Annotated in this window: 12 protein-coding genes and 1 tRNA gene; 1 reads left to right on the forward strand and 12 read right to left on the reverse strand. The window is 74.3% G+C overall.

Annotated features, from left to right (window positions below):
- Positions 1 to 6 precede the first annotated feature (6 nt).
- The 11 genes from ICW24_RS10205 to ICW24_RS10260 all read right to left on the reverse strand — a co-directional run bounded on the left by ICW24_RS10205 (position 7) and on the right by ICW24_RS10260 (position 11,414).
- Positions 7 to 810, reverse strand: coding sequence for an IclR family transcriptional regulator domain-containing protein (locus tag ICW24_RS10205; RefSeq protein ID WP_226345617.1), 804 nt, complete (start codon positions 808 to 810; stop codon positions 7 to 9).
- A complete protein-coding gene (locus ICW24_RS10210; protein WP_226345618.1) occupies positions 807 to 1,457 on the reverse strand; it encodes a CoA-transferase in 651 nt (216 codons plus the stop codon). The genes ICW24_RS10205 and ICW24_RS10210 overlap by 4 nt, the downstream gene beginning before the upstream one ends.
- Before the next feature lie 14 nt (positions 1,458 to 1,471).
- Complete coding sequence (locus tag ICW24_RS10215) at positions 1,472 to 2,155, reverse strand: 3-oxoacid CoA-transferase subunit A (protein ID WP_226345619.1); 684 nt, start codon at positions 2,153 to 2,155, stop codon at positions 1,472 to 1,474.
- A complete protein-coding gene (locus ICW24_RS10220; RefSeq protein WP_226345620.1) occupies positions 2,155 to 3,372 on the reverse strand; it encodes a thiolase family protein in 1,218 nt (405 codons plus the stop codon). Before ICW24_RS10220 ends, ICW24_RS10215 begins: the two co-directional genes overlap by 1 nt.
- Positions 3,369 to 4,679 (reverse strand): bifunctional 3-oxoadipate enol-lactonase/4-carboxymuconolactone decarboxylase PcaDC, encoded by a 1,311-nt coding sequence (gene pcaDC, locus ICW24_RS20000; protein WP_443588046.1) that lies wholly within the window; start codon positions 4,677 to 4,679, stop codon positions 3,369 to 3,371. The genes ICW24_RS10220 and pcaDC overlap by 4 nt, the downstream gene beginning before the upstream one ends.
- Positions 4,676 to 6,202, reverse strand: a complete 1,527-nt coding sequence (locus tag ICW24_RS10235) for a lyase family protein (protein ID WP_226345621.1) — start codon at positions 6,200 to 6,202, stop codon at positions 4,676 to 4,678. The genes pcaDC and ICW24_RS10235 overlap by 4 nt, the downstream gene beginning before the upstream one ends.
- An 8-nt stretch (positions 6,203 to 6,210) precedes the next feature.
- Positions 6,211 to 6,789 (reverse strand): protocatechuate 3,4-dioxygenase subunit alpha, encoded by a 579-nt coding sequence (pcaG, locus tag ICW24_RS10240; protein WP_226345622.1) that lies wholly within the window; start codon positions 6,787 to 6,789, stop codon positions 6,211 to 6,213.
- The gene (gene pcaH / locus ICW24_RS10245; RefSeq protein WP_226345786.1) at positions 6,786 to 7,568 is read right to left on the reverse strand and encodes a protocatechuate 3,4-dioxygenase subunit beta; all 783 of its coding nucleotides are present in this window, start codon (positions 7,566 to 7,568) and stop codon (positions 6,786 to 6,788) included. Before pcaH ends, pcaG begins: the two co-directional genes overlap by 4 nt.
- 100 nt (positions 7,569 to 7,668) lie before the next feature.
- The gene (locus ICW24_RS10250; protein ID WP_226345623.1) at positions 7,669 to 9,570 is read right to left on the reverse strand and encodes a bifunctional sugar phosphate isomerase/epimerase/4-hydroxyphenylpyruvate dioxygenase family protein; all 1,902 of its coding nucleotides are present in this window, start codon (positions 9,568 to 9,570) and stop codon (positions 7,669 to 7,671) included.
- Positions 9,571 to 9,580: 10 nt separating this feature from the next.
- A complete protein-coding gene (locus ICW24_RS10255) occupies positions 9,581 to 10,456 on the reverse strand; it encodes a shikimate dehydrogenase (protein WP_226345624.1) in 876 nt (291 codons plus the stop codon).
- A 349-nt stretch (positions 10,457 to 10,805) separates the two neighbouring features.
- Complete coding sequence (locus ICW24_RS10260; RefSeq protein ID WP_226345787.1) at positions 10,806 to 11,414, reverse strand: TetR/AcrR family transcriptional regulator; 609 nt, start codon at positions 11,412 to 11,414, stop codon at positions 10,806 to 10,808.
- A gap of 147 nt (positions 11,415 to 11,561) precedes the next feature.
- Here ICW24_RS10260 and ICW24_RS10265 point away from each other — a divergent pair.
- Positions 11,562 to 11,643 (forward strand) — tRNA-Gln (locus tag ICW24_RS10265).
- Between the two features lie 93 nt (positions 11,644 to 11,736).
- Here the strand turns inward: ICW24_RS10265 and ICW24_RS10270 are convergent.
- The gene (locus ICW24_RS10270; RefSeq protein WP_226345625.1) at positions 11,737 to 12,192 is read right to left on the reverse strand and encodes a hypothetical protein; all 456 of its coding nucleotides are present in this window, start codon (positions 12,190 to 12,192) and stop codon (positions 11,737 to 11,739) included.
- Between the last annotated feature and the right edge of the window lie 62 nt (positions 12,193 to 12,254).

The following is a 12,254-nucleotide window of genomic DNA, read 5'->3' on the forward strand; positions in this document are numbered from 1 at the left end:
GGCACCTCAACGCGCCTGGTCGCCGAGGTCCGCCTCGATGGCGTCGGCGGTGGCGCGCAGCGCGGCCAGGTGGCCCAGCAGGTCCTCCGCGCTCGACGAGATCGTGTCGGAGCTGACGTTCGCGGCGGCGACGACCGTGCCGGCGGGGTCGCGGATCGGGACCGCCAGCGACCGCAGGCCCAGCTCGAGCTCCCCCTCGACGAGGGCGTGCCCGTCGGCCCGCACGGCGCGGAGCGTCTCGCGCAGCCGTCCCGGGTCGGTCTGGGTGTGCGCGGTCAGCGGGGACAGCTCGACCCGCGCCAGGTAGGCCTCGATCTCGGCGTCGGGCAGCCCGGCCAGCAGCACCCGGCCCATCGACGTCGCGTACGCCGGGAAGCGGGTGCCCACCCGGATGGAGACGGCCATGATGCGGCTCGTCGCGCGCCGGGCGACGTAGACGATCTCGTCGCCGTCGAGCACGGCGACCGACGTCGACTCGCCGATCGCCACCGACAGCGCCTGCAGGTGCGGCTGCGCCACGTCGGGCAGGGACTGGCTCGCGAGGTAGGCGAAGCCGATCCGCATGACCCGCGGCGTGAGGAAGAACTCCCGGCCGTCGGTGCGCACGTATCCGAGGGCCTCGAGGGTGAGCAGGAACCGCCGGGCCGCGGCCCGCGACAGGTCCGTGCGTCGGGCCACGTCGCTGAGCGTCATGCGCGGGTGGTCGCCGTCAAAGGCGCGCAGGACCGCGAGGCCCCGGGCGAGGGACTGCACGTAGCCCTCGCCCGGGGCCTCGCGGTCGCCGGCGTCGGCCCCCGCCCGCGTGGTCATGTCGGACGCAGCTCCAGCCCCATGCGCTCCGACAGTTCGTCGATGCTCGGGCCGTGTGTCTCCCGCACCGACAGCCCGGTCTCGGGGTCCACGAGGAAGACGGCCTCCGGGGTGTAGACGCGGCTCACGCAGGTCACCCCGGTGGCGGGGTAGGTCAGGTCGGTGACAATCTTCGGCGTGCCGTCCTTGCCGAACAGCGTCATCATCACCCACGTCTGACGGGCCCCGATGGCGAGATCCATCGCGCCGCCCACGGCCGGGATGGCGTCGGGCGCGCCGGTCGACCAGTTGGCGAGGTCGCCGCGCACCGACACCTGGAAGGCGCCGAGGACGCACACGTCGAGGTGACCGCCGCGCATCATCGCGAAGCTGTCGGCGTGGTGGAAGTAGGCGGCGCCGGGGTTCTCGACGACCGGGATCTTCCCGGCGTTGATGAGATCCGGGTCGATCTCGTCGCCGACCGCGGCGCGCCCCATCCCGAGCATCCCGTTCTCGGTGTGGAGGGTGACGTGCTGCTCGGGGGTGAGGTGGTCGGCGACCAGGGTCGGCTGGCCGATGCCGAGGTTGACGAAGGAGCCGGTCTCGATGTCGCCCGCGACGAGGGCGGCGAGGTCCGCCTTGGCCAGGGGGGTGTCGGTGGAGTTCATCGGTGCGGTCTCCTTCACGCGCTCACGGGAGCGGACGGGTGGGGGATCTCGACGACGGTGTCGACGTAGATGCCGGGGGTGACGATGACCTCGGGGTCGAGGCCGCCGACGTCGACGACGTTGCTGACCTGCACGATGGCGTGCTCGGCGGCCGCGGCCATGACGGGGCCGAAGTTGCGCGCGGTCTTGCGGTAGACGAGGTTGCCGAGCCGGTCGGCGGTGAGCGCCTTGACGAGGGCCACGTCGGCGCGGATCGGCGACTCGAACACCTGGCCCCGGCCGTCGATGACGCGCGTCTCCTTGCCCTCCGCGAGCGGCGTGCCGTACCCGGTGGGGGTGAAAAAGCCGCCGATGCCGGCGCCGCCGGCGCGGATGCGCTCGGCGAGCGTGCCCTGGGGGACGAGCTCGAGCTGCACCTTGCCGGCCCGGTAGGCGGCGTCGAAGATCTGGCTGTCGCTCTGCCGCGGGAAGCTGCAGATCATCTTCGCGACCCGGCCGGCCCCGATGAGGGCGGCGAGGCCGACCTCGCCGTTGCCGGCGTTGTTGTTGACGACGGTGAGGCCGGTCGAGCCCTGCTCGAGGAGGGCCTCGATGAGCTCGACGGGCTGGCCGGCCGCGCCGAAGCCGCCGATGAGGACGGTCGCGCCGTCCTTCACGTCGGCGACGGCCTGCGCGGCGGAGTCGGTGAAGCGGGCCATCAGCGGTCGCTCCCTTCGGTGGTGGTGACGTTCTCGAGGACGACGGCGAGGCCCTGGCCCACGCCGATGCAGATGGCGGCGACGCCGTACCGGCCGCCCTCGGCGACGAGGCGCCGGGCGAGGGTGCCGAGGATGCGGCCGCCGGAGGCGCCGAGCGGGTGGCCGATGGCGATGGCCCCGCCCCACGCGTTGACGATCTGCGGGTCGACGTCCCACGCGTCGAGGCACGCGAGCGACTGCGCGGCGAACGCCTCGTTGAGTTCGACGGCGTCGACGTCGGACCACGAGAGGCCCGCCCGGCGCAGGGCGAGGTTCGCCGCCTCGACGGGGGCGTGGCCGAAGTACTGGGGCTCGTTCGCGGCGGCGCCGCGGCCCGCCACCCGGGCGAGCGGCTCCCGGCCGAGCAGACCGGACGCCTTCTCGCTGCCGAGCCACAGGGCGGACGCGCCGTCGGACAGCGGCGAGGCGTTCCCGGCCGTCACGGTGCCGTCGGTCTTGCGGAAGACGGTCTTGAGCGCGCCGAGCGTCTCGGGCGTGGACTCGGGGCGGATGCCCTCGTCCCGGACGAGCGGCTCGCCCTCGCGCGGCGCCGGCCCGGCGACGACGAGGTCGTCGTAACGCCCGGCGTCCCACGCGGCGGCGGCGAGGTGGTGGCTGCGGGCGGCGAACTCGTCCTGCCGCTCCCGGTCGATGCCGTACTTCTCGCGGAGCTGTTCGGTGGCCTCGCCGAGCGACACGGTCCACTCCGCGGGCATGTCCGGGTTGACCAGGCGCCACCCGAGCGCGGTGTTCACGGCGGTGAGATCGCCCGCGGGGTAGGCCCGTTCGGTCTTGGGCAGCACCCAGGGCGCGCGGCTCATCGACTCGACGCCGCCGACGAGGACGAGGTCGGCCTCGCCCGTGTCGATCTGTCGCGACGACGCGATGGCCGCGTCGAGGCTCGACCCGCACAACCGGTTGATCGTCGAGCCGGGGACGGTCACGGGCAGGCCGGCGAGCAGCGTCACCATCCGGGCGACGTTGCGGTTCTCCTCGCCGGCGCCGTTGGCGTTGCCGAAGCACACCTCGTCGATGCGCTCGGGGTCGAGGTCGGGGGTGCGCTCGAGCAGGGTGCGCACCACGTGGGCGCCGAGGTCGTCGGGCCGGATGCCGGCGAGCGCGCCGCCGTACCGTCCGAACGGGGTCCGGATCGCGTCGTAGAGGAAGGTCTGCGTCATGGTCGGTCTCCTGGTCGCGCCTGGGTCGGTGGCGTCGGGGTGGTCTGCGGCTGGTTCGGCTCGGGCGTCTCGGCGTCGAGCTGGGCGAGGGTCTCCTGCGCGATGCGGAACGCGGAGTTGGCGGAGGGGACGGAGCAGTAGATCGCGCTCTGCAGGAGCACCTCGCGGAGCTGGTCGCGCGTCATGCCGTTGCGCATCGCGGCGCGCACGTGCATGGCGAGCTCGTCGTGGTGGCCGCCGCCGATCAGGGCCGTCAGCGTGATCGCGCTGCGGGTGACGCGGTCGAGGCCCGGCCGGGTCCAGATCGTCCCCCACGCGTAGCGGGTGATGAGGTCCTGGAACTCCGCAGTGAAGTCGTCGATCTTCGCGTTGGCGCGGTCGACGTGCGCGTCGCCGAGCACCTCCCGCCGCACCGCCATCCCGGCCTCGTGGATCTGCGCGCGGGTATCGGGTTCGGACCCGTCCGCCGGGGTGGGCTCGGCCGCCTGCCCGTGCCACCCCTGCGGCAGGGCGGTGACGAAGCGCAGCAGGGCGTCGGCGGTGGCAGCCGGGTCCTCGCTCGGGGCGAGGTGGGCGACACCGGGCAGCGCGATCGCCCGCCCGGCGGCGACGCCGTCCGCGACGGCGCGGCCGAGCTCCGGCGGCGCCACCTGGTCGGCCTCGCCGTTGATGGTCAGCAGGGGGTCGGTGATCCGCCCGAGGTCGGCGCGGACGTCGTAGGAGGCCAGGGCCTCGCACGTGGCGGCGTAGCCCTCGTCGTCGGCGTCGACGAGCGAGTCGAGCAGCGCGGTCGCGAGCTCCGGGTGGGCGTCGGCCCAGCCCGGGGCGAACCACCGCCCGCGGCTGCCCTCGACCATCGAGGCCGTTCCGTCGGCGCGCACGGCCGCGGCGCGCTCGCGCCACCCGTCGGGCGTGCCGAGCGCGGCGCCGGAGCAGACGACGACGATGCCGTCGGCCGCGCCGGGGTGGTTCACGCCGACCTCGAGGCCCGTCGCTCCGCCGACGGACACGCCCGCGTAGGCCACCGTGACGTCCGCCGGTCGGTCGTCGCGCAGCTTGCGCAGGACGTCGGCGACGCCCGCGGCGAGGTCGGCGACGGTGAACGGCCCGTCGGGGGCGGGGGAGTCGCCGTGGCCGGGCAGGTCCCAGCCGATCACCTCGACCCGCCCGTCGAGGAGCGCGGCGGTGGGGGCCCACAGCGTCTCGACCGAGGTGCCGAGGGACGGCCCGACGAGCAGGAGGGGCGCGGGCGTCGCGTCGGGGAGGGGGGAGGTCAGCCGCACGAGGCTGAGGCGGGGGGATGTCATCGGTCCTCCGGGAGGTCGGTGGTGTGGGTCGCGTCGGCGGGGAAGCGGGCCCGGTGGGCCGCGACGGCGACGCGCACCTGCCGGGGGGCGTCGCCGACGTAGCCGGCGGGGTCGAGGAGGTCGTCGAGGTCGGCGTCGGGCAGGACCGCCTCGTCGAGCAGGCCGCGCAGGGCCCGCCGGAGCACGGCGGTCGCCTCGGCGGCGTCGGTCCCCACCCCCTGGGCGAGGGCGTCGTCGACGCACGCCCGCAGGGCGGCGACGTCGTCGACGAGGGGTTTCAGCACGAGGACGATCCGCTCGCTGAGCACGGCCGGGACGGACAGGTCGAGGTTGGCGCGCCCGGCGGCCGGGTCGACCGAGAGGCCGGCGCCCAGCTCCTCGGCGACGCGCGCGGCCCCGGCGAGCAGGCGCAGGAGCTCGCGCACCGCCGCCCACTCGGCGTGCCAGGCGCCGGTGGGCCGCTCGTCGTCGGCGTCGCCGCCGGCGGCGAAGAGGGTGGCGACGTGCCCCGGCGCGGCGATCGCGGCGCTCCGCAGAAGCACGGAGAGCACGGGGTTGCGCTTATGGGGCATGGCCGACGAGCCGCCGCGCCCGGGCGCCGTCGGCTCGGCGAGCTCGCCGATCTCCCGGCGCGATCCGGTGACGACGTCGCCGCCGAACGTGCCCGCCGCCGCGAGCACCCCGCCGATCGCCGCGCCCAGGCGCCAGATCGGCCGACGGGACGTGTGCCAGCCGGGCGCGGTGCTCAGGCCCAGCCGGTCGGCGAGCGCGGCGCGCAGGTCGTCGGCGTCGAGGGGGTCGCCGGGGCCGTCGGTCGCCTCCGATCCGGCGAGCGAGCGCCGGGTGAGCAGCGCGGCGGACGTGCCCGCCGCGCCGGCCCACTGCACGGGCAGCTCGCCGCGGACCTGCGCGAGGTCGGCGCTCGCCGCCGACAGCGACTCGAGCCAGGCGGCGGCGCGGGCGCCGAACGTCGTCGGCAACGCGTGCTGGCCCAGGGAGCGGGCCACGCACACGTCGTCGGCGTGGCGTGCGGCGAGCGCGGCGAGCCCGTCGCACGCGGAGACCAGCCGCGGGATCGCCTCGTCGATCGTGCGCGCGGCGAGCATCGCCAGGGCCGTGTCGACGATGTCCTGGCTCGTCGCGCCGAGATGGACCGCGGCCGCCGCCGCGGGGTGACCGTCCTCGCGCAGGGCCGCCCGCAGGTCGCCGAGCAGGGGGATGAGCGCGTTCCCCCCGAGCGCCGTCCGGTCCGCCACGCCGGCGAGGTCGTACCGGTCCACGGACCAGGCGGACGACCGGTGGTCGGCCCCCGACCCGAGACGGGAGGCCGCGCGGGCGTCGGCCGGGGCCAACCCGGCGTCGACGCACACGTCCAGCCAGGCGCGTTCGACGTCGAGCAGCGCCTGCGCGACGGCGGCGTCGTCGAGCCCGGCCCCGGCCGCCCCCGCCCGGACGGGCGCGAGCAGGCCGAGGTCGAGGCCGGCCCCGGCGGGGGCCGACCGGGCGGCGTCGGCGGAGGTCACAGGGCGCCTCAGCGCTCCTCGACGTCGAGGAACACGGTCTCGCCCTCGCCCTGCAGGCGGATGTCGAAGCTCAGTCCGCCCTGGCCGTCGCGGGTCGCGAGGAGGGTGGCGCGCTCGGCCTCGGGCAGCGACGCGAGCAGCCGGTCGTGGGCGAGGGCGCCCTCGGGCTGGTCGGCCTCCGGCAGGTAGACCCGCGTGTGCAGCTTGTCGAGCAGGCCGCGGGCGAAGACGCAGACGTGGATGAAGCGGGCGCCGCCCTCGCGCGTGGGGCCCGGCTCGACCGTCGTGAACGTGTAGCGGCCCACGTTGTCGACCGCGGCCCGGCCGAACCCGGTGAACGTCCAGCCGTCGCGCACGAGGGACCCCGTCTCGGTGGAGACGTTGCCGTCCTCGTCGGCCTGCCAGATCTCGAGCAGCGCGTCGGGGACGGGGTCGCCGTGGCCGTCGAGGACGGTCCCGTAGAGCCGCACCGCGCCGGGGTGGGCCTGGTCGACGAGCTGTCCGCCGCGCTCGTACGGCAGCGCGAAGCCGAAGAACGGGCCGACGGTCTGGCCCGGGGTCGGCGTGAGGTCGGGCGTCGCGGTCATCGGTGGTCTCCGTTCTCGTGGTCGTCGTCGTGGTCCGCGCCGAGGTCGTTCTCGAAGAGCGTGCGCCCGCGGCCGGAGAGCACGATGTCCCAGCGGTAGCCCGTGCACCACTCGTGCCGGGTGACGTCGTGGTCGTAGGTGGCCACCAGCCGGCGCCGGGCGTCCTCGTCGACGATCGCCTGGTAGATCGGGTCGAGGGGGAAGAGCGGGTCGCCCGGGAAGTACATCTGCGTGACGAGCCGCTGGGTGAACGCGGTCCCGAACAGCGAGAAGTGGATGTGCGCGGGCCGCCACGCGTTGTGGTGGTTCTTCCAGGGGTAGGGCCCGGGGCGGATCGTCGTGAACGAGTAGTTCCCGTCGGCGTCCGTGAGGCAGCGCCCCACCCCGCTGAAGTTCGGGTCCAACGGCGCCGGGTGCTGATCGCGCTTGTGCACGTACCGGCCCGAGGCGTTGGCCTGCCAGATCTCGACGAGCTGGCCCGCCAGCGGCCGGCCGGACCCGTCGACGACGCGGCCGGTGACGATCATCCGCTCGCCGATCGGCTCGCCGCCGTGCTGGATGGTCAGGTCGGCCTCGAGCGGGTGGACGTCGCGGGTGCCGAACGCGGGCGACGTCAGCTCGATCGTCTCGGGGTCGGCGTGGCGCAGGTCCTTCGTCGGGTGCCGCAGCACGCTGCTGCGGTAGGGGGCGAAGTCGATGCGCGGCTTGTCCTCCACGCGCGCCCCGGCCGCGACGCCCTCGCGGTAGGCGCGGTGCAGGGCCTCGATCTGGGCCGTCATCTCGTTCTGCGTGCTCGTTGCCGAGTCCGAGGACGTGACGACGTGCGCGTGGTCGAAGGATTCCTCCACGTCGGTTCCTTTCTCGTGTTCCGGTCGCGGGTCAGCCGGGCGGGGTGGGCGACGCGGTCGGGGGGCCGGCGTCGTGATCGGGTCGGACGAACAGCGCGTGCTGCGTCGCGAGGCGGACGGGAGCGTTGGGGGCGCCGTACCCGTCGTAGCCGCCGAGCCGCTGGAGGACCTCCACGAAGACGCGCCCGTGCGTCCGGGTGAAGACGTGCAGGAACTCGCCGTCGCCGTCGCGGTCGTAGAGCAGGTCGAGCTCGGCGAGCGTGGCGAGGGTGTCGGCGGGCAGGTCGAACCGCGCGGCGAGGTCGTCGTAGTAGTTGGCGGGGATCGGCAGGAAGTCCAGCCCGCGTTCCCGGGCGGCGCGCGCGAACGCGACGAGGTCGTCGACCCGCACCGCGAGGTGCTGCGCCCGGTGCGGACCGTCGTCGGGGGCCGTCGGCGGGGCGAGGTTGAGCGGGATGCGCACGGCCCCGTCCTTGGTGCGCATGACCTGGCTGCGCACGAGCCCCAGGGGGCCGGCGACGTCGTGGCTCGGCAGCGGGTCGAGCGAGAGCGCGCTCGCGAAGAACAGGACCGCCTCGTCGAAGTGCTGCCACGGCTGCGCGAGGTTGACGTGGTCGATGACGCCGTCGGTCTCGGCGGCCGCGTCGGTCTCGGCAGCCCCGTCGGCCTCGGTCGCGGAGGCGGGGCCGAACTCGGGGATCCAGGCCGCGGATTCGGAGCAGAAGAACACCTCGGTGCCGTCGGGGGCGACGACCCCGCGCAGGAGGTGCTCGTCGGAGCCGGTCCGACGCGGCACCGCGACCGAGCCCAGCTCGCCCGCGCGCCCGGCGGCGTCGGCGGGGGAGTCGACGAGGAAGCCGACGCCCGCGAGGTGGGCGGGCGCGTCCGGGGCCGCGTCGCCCGTGTTGACGCAGATGCGGGCGTCGCCCAGACGCCACAGGTGGACGTCCTTGGTCCGGTGGCGGCCGACGTTGGTGAACCCGAGCCTGGTGAGCAGGGCGTCGATCCCGGTGGAGTCGGCGACGCGGATCTCGACGAAGTCGAAGCCGGTCGGGTCCTCCACGGCGGGCAGCTCGGCGTACCCGGCGGGCACGGCGGCGGCCGCGCCGTCGCGGGCGAGCCGGGCGACGGTGCGCTCCTCGAGCCAGCGCAGCGAGCGGCGGGCGTCGATCGCCGTGCGCAGGACGTCGCTCTGGCGGAACACGTCGTTGAAGATCTCGAGGGAGATCGGGCCGTCGTAGCCGGCGGCGAGCAGGTGCTCGGTGAAGGCCGGCAGGTCCCAGGCGCCCTGACCGGGGAAGACGCGGTGGTGCCGGCTCCACGAGAGGACGTCCATCGACAGGTCGGGGGCGTCGGCGAGCTGGACGAAGAAGATCTTCTCGGACGGGATGTCCTCGATCCCGGCGGGGTCGTCGCCGCGGGAGAGGATGTGGAAGCTGTCGAGGCACGTGCCGACGCGCGGGTGGTCGGCCAGGTCGACGATGCGCATCGCGTGCCGGTAGGTGGAGACGAAGCGGCCCCACGCGAGGGCCTCGTACGCGAGGCGGACACCGTACTCCTCGCCGAGATCGCCGAGCCGGGCGAGCTGCGCCGCGCTGTGGGCGTCGTCGCCGACGCTCGCCGTACCGACGTTGCTGCAGACGAGGATCGTGTCGGCCCCGAGCCGGTTCATCACCTCGAACTTGGCGCGCGCCCGGTGCAGGACCCGCGCGAACTCGACCTCGTCGACGCCCTCGGCGTCACGGAACGGTTGATAGAGGTCGATGCTCAGCCCGAGATCCGCACAGCGGGCGCGGATCTCCTCCGGCGAGGCGGGGCAAACGACGAGGTCGGGCTCGAAGATCTCGACCCCGTCGAAGCCCGCGGCGGCCGCGGCCTCGAGCTTCTCGGGCAGCGTGCCGGACAGGCAGACGGTCGCGATGGAGGTGCGCATGACCCGATGATCAGCCCTCGGCCGCGACGAGGCGCAGGAAATGACCGCGCAGGCGCTCGGGGTCGGGACGCTGCCCGCTCATGAGCTCGAACGCGTCGATGGCCTGGCCGGTCGCCATCCAGCCGCCGTCCATGACGGCGCAGCCCAGCTCGCGGGCCGCCTCGAGCAGGGGGGTGCGCAGGGGCCGGTAGACGACGTCGGCGACCCAGAGCTCCGGGCGGAGGAGGGCCGGCGGCAGCGGCGTGCCGGGGTGCTGGTGCATGCCGACCGGCGTCGCGTTGACGAGACCGGTGGCGGCGCCGAGCGCCTCGGGGAGGTCGGCGGGGCCGGCGACCTCGACGGTCGCGTCGGGGAACGCCGCGCGCACGCCGGCCGCGATGGTCTCGCACCGCTCGGCGTCGAGGTCGACCAGGGTGAGGTGGCGCGCACCGGAGGTGGGCAGCGCGTGGGCGACCGACACGCCCGCCCCGCCCGTGCCGAGCTGGACGACCCGCGACAGGTCGGCGTCCGGGAGCGCCCGCGCGAGACCCCACGCGAAGCCGGTGACGTCGGTGTTGTGCCCGGTCAGACGACCGTCGGGGCCGACGACGACGGTGTTGACGGCGCCGAGGCGGGCCGCGCCCTCGCTGAGCTCGTCGAGCGCGTCGACGACGAGGTTCTTGCACGGGTGCGTGATGTTGAAGGCCGAGAAGCCGAGGTCGGCGCCGGTGCGCACGAGTTCGCCGACGTCGGCGGGGGAGCGCCCGTTCGTCGAGAGGTCGATCGGGCGGTAGATGCAGCGCAGGCCGAGCGCGTCGGCCTCCATCTCGTGCATCGGCGGCGTCAGCGACGGAGTGGTCCCGTCGCCGATGAGCCCCGCCAGGTACGACTGCCCGCGCACGCTCATCCCGTCCTCCTCCGGCCCGGCGCTGTCGCCCGGGTCATCGGGATCGATGACGCAGAGCGTCCTCGCCCGGCGCGCCTCATCCTTCCACGCGTTCGCCAGATGCACAAGCGTTCGCATAGCGAACACGCAGGCTCGATGGGACAGCCGGTCGGGCGTGCCCGCCGATCCCGACCCGTCCGTCGCTCGCGGCCACCAGGCCGCGGCGGTTGCCGGCCGGCGAAGAACCAGTCGGGCCGGGTCGACCCCGAAGCTGCGCGAGGTCAGGCCCGTGAGCTGCGGGCGCTCCTGCAAGCACCCGATCGACCCGGCCCGAATGGTTCGGGGGTGGGCGGGCCGCCGCCTGACGGGGTCAGGGCAGGGGTGTGTCCAGGTGGGGGTCGCGCTCGAGACCGGAGAGCCCGTTCCAGGCGAGGTTGACCACGTGCGCGGCCACGTCGGCCTTCTTGAATGTCCGGGACGACCCGAGCCACCACTGGCCGGTGAGCGCGACCATCCCCACGAGCATCTGCGCGTACATCGGGGCCGTGCGCGGGTCGAGGCGGCGGCGACGGAACTCCGCGACGAGGATGTGCTCCACCTGGGAGGCGATGTCGGAGATGAGACTGGCGAACGTCCCCGTCGACTGCCCCGTGGGGGAGTCGCGCACGAGGATCCGGAACCCGTCGGTCGAGGTCTCCACGTAGTCGAGCAACGCGAGCGCCGCGAGTTCCACGAGGGCGCGAGGCGAGCTGTCCGCCGTGGTCAGCGCCTCCTCGACGGCCGAGAGCAGGGTCCGGATCTCGCGGTCGACGACGACGGCGTAGAGCCCCTCCTTGCCCCCGAAGTGCTCGTACACGACGGGCTTGCTCACCTTTGCGCTGGCGGCTATCTCCTCGACGCTCGTCCCCTCGTACCCCTTCTGCGCGAACAGGGTCCGACCGACGACGAGCAGCTGCTCGCGCCGCTGCGCCGCCGTCATCCGGGACCGGGTCGGGGTGTCCTTCGCCACCCGCCCATCATGCCGCCCGCCCGGTCCCGCCCCGACGGACCCAGGGACGGCCGCGCATCCGGACCGCCCCGGAAGCCGTCCACTACGCTGGATCCGGCCCGGCGCGCCCGCGGCCGTTCCCCGGTTGGTCTGCTGGTAGGGCCCGCCTGACTTTGAATCAGGACAAGCGACGTAGGTTCGATTCCTACCCGGGGAGCCAGGCGAGCTCGAGCTCTGCGGCCCGGCGGTCAGCCTGCGGTGACATAGCCGGGGGAGCGGCGCTCGAGCCGAACCACTCCGGGCGTGCGTTTGCTCACGACGCGACAGGCCGCTCGACGCTCGCCGGCTCGTCGAGGATCTCGAGGTCGGCACCGGTCGGGTCGATGTCGGCGGCGTAGGCGGCTGCCGTTTCCGACCAAGCCTCGATCTCGATGCCCAGCCTGCGAAAGTCGCCGACCGACGCGCACGCCCGGGCGGTGCGGAAGTAGTCGCCGACGAAGGCTCGCCGCTGCACCTCCGGGAGGAACTGGATCCAGGGCAGCTCCGCGGTCAGGTGGCCGGCGATCCGGTCGGCCGTGTCCTCGTCCAGGCTGGCGGCGATCAGACGGGAGAGCTGGTCCAGCGCACCGATCTGCCCCTCGTGGCGCGCGGCGTTCGATACCACCAGGTCGTCCTCGCCGCGCCGGGTGAGGCGGATGTCTTCCCCTGTGGCCTCGGTGAGCACCTTGGTCGGCTGACGGATGAACTCGCTGAACGTGGTGGTGCGCATGACCACTTTGTGCAGAACTAGTGCAGAAGTATCAATCCTCGCTCGGCCGTCACATCGCACCC

The organism is Agilicoccus flavus, from assembly GCF_014857905.1.
Classification (GTDB): domain Bacteria; phylum Actinomycetota; class Actinomycetes; order Actinomycetales; family Dermatophilaceae; genus Agilicoccus; species Agilicoccus flavus.

Coding starts and splice junctions, on each gene's coding strand:
- ICW24_RS10205 (WP_226345617.1), bottom strand. CDS start 810: ATGACCACGCGGGCGGGGGCCGACGCCGGCGACCGCGAGGCCCCGGGC.
- ICW24_RS10210 (WP_226345618.1), bottom strand. CDS start 1,457: ATGAACTCCACCGACACCCCCCTGGCCAAGGCGGACCTCGCCGCCCTC.
- ICW24_RS10215 (WP_226345619.1), bottom strand. CDS start 2,155: ATGGCCCGCTTCACCGACTCCGCCGCGCAGGCCGTCGCCGACGTGAAG.
- ICW24_RS10220 (WP_226345620.1), bottom strand. CDS start 3,372: ATGACGCAGACCTTCCTCTACGACGCGATCCGGACCCCGTTCGGACGG.
- pcaDC (WP_443588046.1), bottom strand. CDS start 4,679: ATGACATCCCCCCGCCTCAGCCTCGTGCGGCTGACCTCCCCCCTCCCC.
- pcaG (WP_226345622.1), bottom strand. CDS start 6,789: ATGACCGCGACGCCCGACCTCACGCCGACCCCGGGCCAGACCGTCGGC.
- pcaH (WP_226345786.1), bottom strand. CDS start 7,568: ATGACGGCCCAGATCGAGGCCCTGCACCGCGCCTACCGCGAGGGCGTC.
- ICW24_RS10250 (WP_226345623.1), bottom strand. CDS start 9,570: ATGCGCACCTCCATCGCGACCGTCTGCCTGTCCGGCACGCTGCCCGAG.
- ICW24_RS10255 (WP_226345624.1), bottom strand. CDS start 10,456: ATGAGCGTGCGCGGGCAGTCGTACCTGGCGGGGCTCATCGGCGACGGG.
- ICW24_RS10260 (WP_226345787.1), bottom strand. CDS start 11,414: ATGACGGCGGCGCAGCGGCGCGAGCAGCTGCTCGTCGTCGGTCGGACC.
- ICW24_RS10270 (WP_226345625.1), bottom strand. CDS start 12,192: ATGCGCACCACCACGTTCAGCGAGTTCATCCGTCAGCCGACCAAGGTG.